Here is a 4,704-nt window from a genome sequence, read left to right as displayed (position 1 = left end):
GCCGCCGCCAAGAAGACCACGGCGACCGCGACCAAGAAGACGGCCGCCGCCGCGAAGAAGGCGACCACCACCGCCGCCGCCAAGAAGACCACGGCCACCGCCAAGAAGGCGACCGCCACGGCCAAGAAGACGGCGCCGGCGAAGAAGACCACCACCCGCAAGACCACCGCGCGCAAGACCACCGCCAAGTAGTCCCGCGCCGCAGTCCTCGGACGGCCTTCGGGAGAGAGCCGCGACACCCCTTCCGCTAATTGCGGAGACCGGTGGCCGCGGCTCTTTCGATTTCCGGGCGCTTAGTCAGCATTCGACGGCGGGCGGTGACCACCGGGAACGGCCGCGGCGAAAGGCGCCGACGGCCGGCGGAAAGCGGTCAGGCCTCGGCCGGGTCGGGGAAGGTCTGGAGCGTCACGAACACCACCCGGCGGGCGTCACCGGTGCCCTCGGTGCGGATCCGCACCCGCTGGCCGGGGCGCAGCAGCCGCAGGCCGCCCGCGTCGAAGGCGGCGGCGTCGAACGGCACCGGGGTCCCGTCGTCGAGCAGCACGGAGCCGGCCCGGGTGGCGGGGTCGAAGGTGAACGCGGTGGCCTGCATGGCAGCAGCATAGCGAGGGGAAAGGGCCTGCTCGGTGCCGTCTCGGCGGGCGGGCCTCAGGACCTCGCCAGGCGGGCGAAGAGGGGGCCGGTGTGCGGGCCGAGGCCGAGGGCGGCGGCCTCGCCGAGGTCAGTTCCGGTGTCGACGTCCCGGCGCACCGACTCCACGTCCGCCAGGCGCAGTTCGAGCGCCCCGCCGGCCGCGTGCCGGGCCCGCGAGCCGTCCCCGAAGGCGGGGGCGAGCGGGCGGCCGGGGGTGCAGGCGAGCAGGGTGGTGCCGAGGCCGGGGGAGTCCGGCAGGAAGGCCCGGCCGTGCGGCGGCACCGCGCCCAGCACCCGGGCGAGTTCGGCCGGGCGCAGGGCCGGCAGGTCCGCCGAGAGGGCGGCCAACGGCGCTCGCGGGGCGAGTGCCAGCGCGGCCGACGCGCCGTGCGCCAACGCCTCGTTGAGGCCGCCGCCGGGCTCGTCGGCGACCACCACGGCGCCCAGCGCGGCCAGCCGGGCACCGGCCGTGGCGTCCGTGGTGACCACCAGGACGCGGGACACCCCGGGCGTGGCCAGCGCGGCGGTGACGGTGTCGAGCGCGAAGGAGAGGGCCAGGTCCGCCCGGTGCGCCCCGGCGTACGGGGCCAGCCGGCTCTTCGCCAGGGCGAGCGGCTTGAGCGGCAGTACCAGCGACCAGCCGGCGGTGGGTGCGGCGGGCGCGACGGGCCCGCTGAGGCGTACGGTGTCCTGGGTCATCGGCGTCATTGTGACGCCGGTCCCGCAGCCCTCGCCAGGCCGTCCGAACTGTGCGGACGTGCGTTTGATCACGCCCGCCGGGCGGGTTGGCGCGGTCGCTCGACAGCCGGTGAGCGGGCGGGCGAGACTGTTCCGCGCCCGTGGCCCGGGCACCGGTCGCCCCGGTGCGCGGCACCGGGAGGCTATGACCGCGGCACCCCACGTGCCGCATGGATGAGGAGGACCTGGGGTGGCCCGCCGCTCGTACGCCAAGTTCGGCAACGCCGACTACGGCATCTGGTACCGCTTCGCGGCCGTGCTGGTGAAGCCGGTGACGACCGCCCTGGTGAAGCCCGACTGGCGGGGCTGGGAGCACCTTCCGGAGGAAGGCGGCTTCATTGCCGCGGTGAACCACAATTCGATCATCGACCCGGTGATCTACGCGCACTGGCAGTACAACAGCGGGCGCCCGCCGCGGATTCTCGGTAAGTCCTCGCTGTTCTCGGTTCCGTTCATCGGATTCATGCTGCGCAAGACCGGTCAGATTCCGGTGTTCCGCGAGTCCACCGACGCGGCGCAGGCGTTCCGGGCCGCGATCGACGCCGTCAACAACGGCCAGTGCGTGCAGTTCTACCCGGAGGGCACGCTCACCCGGGACCCTGACCTGTGGCCGATGACCGGCAAGAGCGGCGTCGCCCGGGTCGCGTTGATGACCGGTGCGCCGGTCATCCCGGTCGCGCACTGGGGCGCCCACGAGATCATCCCGCCGTACGGCCGGACCGGCTACGGGAAGGGCAAGTTCAACCTGTTCCCGCGCCACAAGGTCACCGTGGCGGCCGGGCCGCCGGTCGACCTGAGCAAGTACCAGGGCCAGGAGCTCACCGCGCAGGTGCTCAGCGACGCCACCGAGGACATCATGGCGGCGATCACCGCGGTGCTGGCCGACATCCGCGGCGAGGAGCCGCCGGCCGAGCGCTACGACATGCGCAAGGCCGCCCGGGAGCGGGCCGCCACGGCGGCCGCCGAACGCCGGCGCGCCAAGGGCGGCAACGACACCGAGGAGGCGGGCCGGTGACCCGCTGCGCCGTGATGGGGACGGGCTCCTGGGGCACCGCCTTCGCGATGGTGCTGGCCGACGCGGGCTGCGAGGTGGTCCTGTGGGCCCGCCGGCAGGAGCTCGTGGACGCGGTCAACACCACCCACGAGAACCCGGACTACCTGCCGGGCGTCCGGCTGCCCGACACCGTCCGGGCCACCACCGACGCCGCCGAGGCGCTGGCCGGCGCCGACTTCGCGGTGCTGGTGGTGCCCTCGCAGACGCTGCGTGACAACCTCGCGGCCTGGGCGCCGCTGATCGAGCCGCAGACCGTGCTGGTGAGCCTGATGAAGGGCATCGAACTCGGCACCGCCAAGCGGATGAGCGAGGTCATCGACGAGGTCACCAAGGTCGGCCCGGAGCGCGTCGCGGTGGTCAGCGGGCCCAACCTGGCCAAGGAGATCGCCAACCGGCAGCCCGCGGCCAGCGTGGTCGCCTGCGCCGACGCGGCGGTCGCCAAGCGGCTCCAGGCGGCCTGCCACACGCCGTACTTCCGGCCGTACACCAACACCGACGTGGTGGGCTGCGAACTCGGCGGCGCGGTCAAGAACGTGATCGGTCTGGCGGTCGGCATGGCCGCCGGCATGGGGCTCGGCGACAACACCAAGGCGACGCTGATCACCCGCGGCCTGGCCGAGACCACCCGGCTCGGCGAGGTGCTCGGCGCCGACCCGCACACCTTCGCCGGACTCGCCGGGATGGGCGACCTGGTGGCGACCTGCTCCTCGCCGCTGTCGCGCAACAACACCTTCGGCATGAACCTGGGCCGGGGCATGTCGCTGGCGGAGACCATCGCCGCCACCCGGCAGACCGCGGAGGGCGTCAAGTCCTGCGAGTCGGTGCTGGACCTGGCCCGGCGCAACGGGGTCGACATGCCGATCGTCGAGGCCGTGGTGGACGTCGTGCACAACGGCCGGCCCACCCAGGAGGCGCTGCAGACGCTGATGTCCCGCTCGGCCAAGGCGGAGCGGCGCTGAGGGAGACTGCCCGGGGGCGGCGCCGGGCCGGTTGACTTTCCGGAAACACGTCGCACGGTAGTCTCAATCGCGATATGAGCATCGAACAGTCCTCCCCGAACCCGTCCGCCCCCAAGCCGCGCGTCGCGGTGGTCTTCGGCGGACGCAGCTCCGAGCACGGCGTCTCGGTGGTCACCGCCGGCAGCGTGCTCCGGGCGATCGACCGCGACAAGTACGACGTGCTCCCGATCGGGATCACCCCCGAGGGCCGCTGGGCGCTGGTCAGCGACGAGCCGGCCCGGATGGCGATCAGCGACGGCCGGATGCCGGACGTCGCGGGTGTCGCCGAGTCCGTCGACGGCCAGGTCGCGCTGCCGGTCTCCCCGGGCAACCGGGAAGTGGTGCTGAGCGCGCCGGGAAGCACCCCCAAGGCCCTCGGCGACGTCGACGTGGTGTTCCCGCTGCTGCACGGCCCCTGGGGCGAGGACGGCACCCTTCAGGGCCTGCTGGAGCTGTCCGGCGTGCCGTACGTGGGCAACGGCGTGCTCTCCAGCGCGGTCGGCATGGACAAGGAGTTCACCAAGCGCATCCTGGCCTCGCACGGCCTGGGCGTCGGCCGGTACACGATCGTGCGGCCGCGCGAGTGGGAGAGCGAGGAGGGCCGCGCCGCGGTGCGTGCCCGGGCCGCCGAGCTGGGCCTGCCGCTGTTCGTGAAGCCCTGCCGGGCCGGGTCCAGCATGGGCATCAGCAAGGTCAAGGACCTCGCCGACCTCGACGCCGCGATCGACGAGGCGCGTCGGCACGACCCCAAGCTGATCATCGAGGCGGGTGTCTCCGGCCGCGAGATCGAGTGCGGCGTGCTGGAGTTCGAGGACGGCCTGCGGGCCAGCGTCCCGGCCGAGGTGCTGGTCGGCGACGGCTTCGACTTCTACGACTTCGAGGCCAAGTACATCGACTCCTCCGAGGTGCGGATCCCCGCGGCGCTCACCGAGGAGGAGACCGCCGAGATCCGCCGTCAGGCGGTGGCCGCGTTCGAGGCGCTCGGCTGCGAGGGCCTGGCCCGGGTGGACTTCTTCCTGCTGGAGGACGGCACCTGGATGGTCAACGAGATCAACACCATGCCCGGCTTCACCCCGATCTCGGCCTACCCGAAGATGTGGGAGGCCACCGGTGTCCCGTACCCGGAGCTGATCGACCGGCTGCTCCAGGCGGCGCTGCGCCGCTCGACCGGCCTGCGGTAACGACCCGAACGCGAGAGGGGCGGGCCGGGAAGCTCCCCGCCCCCCCCCCCCCCCGGGGGGGTGTGCCCGGGGCGGGGGCGCTAACCCCGGCCGGGTGCGG

At 73.5% G+C, this 4,704-nt stretch carries 6 protein-coding genes; 4 read left to right on the top strand and 2 right to left on the bottom strand.

Features of this window, described 5'->3' with window-relative positions:
- Positions 1–192 (top strand): hypothetical protein (locus ABTY15_RS38950; RefSeq protein WP_350607173.1); only part of this gene is annotated, 192 nt, incomplete at its 5' end.
- A gap of 178 nt (positions 193–370) precedes the next feature.
- Here the strand turns inward: ABTY15_RS38950 and ABTY15_RS38945 are convergent.
- Both ABTY15_RS38945 and cofC read right to left on the bottom strand, forming a co-directional pair.
- Positions 371–592, bottom strand: coding sequence for a hypothetical protein (locus ABTY15_RS38945; protein WP_350607169.1), 222 nt, complete (start codon positions 590–592; stop codon positions 371–373).
- 56 nt (positions 593–648) lie between these two features.
- Entirely contained in the window at positions 649–1,332 is a 684-nt protein-coding gene (gene cofC / locus ABTY15_RS38940) for a 2-phospho-L-lactate guanylyltransferase (RefSeq protein WP_350607166.1), read from the bottom strand.
- A 229-nt stretch (positions 1,333–1,561) separates the two neighbouring features.
- Here cofC and ABTY15_RS38935 point away from each other — a divergent pair, with 229 nt between their 5' ends.
- From ABTY15_RS38935 to ABTY15_RS38925, 3 genes are all read left to right on the top strand, one after another.
- Complete coding sequence (locus ABTY15_RS38935) at positions 1,562–2,386, top strand: lysophospholipid acyltransferase family protein (RefSeq protein WP_350607163.1); 825 nt, start codon at positions 1,562–1,564, stop codon at positions 2,384–2,386.
- A 14-nt stretch (positions 2,387–2,400) separates the two neighbouring features.
- Positions 2,401–3,384, top strand: coding sequence for an NAD(P)H-dependent glycerol-3-phosphate dehydrogenase (locus ABTY15_RS38930; protein WP_350607191.1), 984 nt, complete (start codon positions 2,401–2,403; stop codon positions 3,382–3,384).
- A gap of 74 nt (positions 3,385–3,458) precedes the next feature.
- On the top strand, positions 3,459–4,604 hold the full coding sequence (locus ABTY15_RS38925) for a D-alanine--D-alanine ligase family protein (RefSeq protein WP_350607160.1): 1,146 nt from the start codon (positions 3,459–3,461) through the stop codon (positions 4,602–4,604).
- The last annotated feature ends 100 nt before the right edge of the window (positions 4,605–4,704 follow it).

Origin of the sequence: Kitasatospora sp. NPDC097643 (assembly GCF_040302625.1) — a bacterium.
Taxonomy (GTDB): Bacteria; Actinomycetota; Actinomycetes; order Streptomycetales; family Streptomycetaceae; genus Kitasatospora.
The sequence above is the reverse complement of the archived record's forward strand: the minus strand, read 5'-3'. Positions and strand labels throughout refer to the sequence as shown.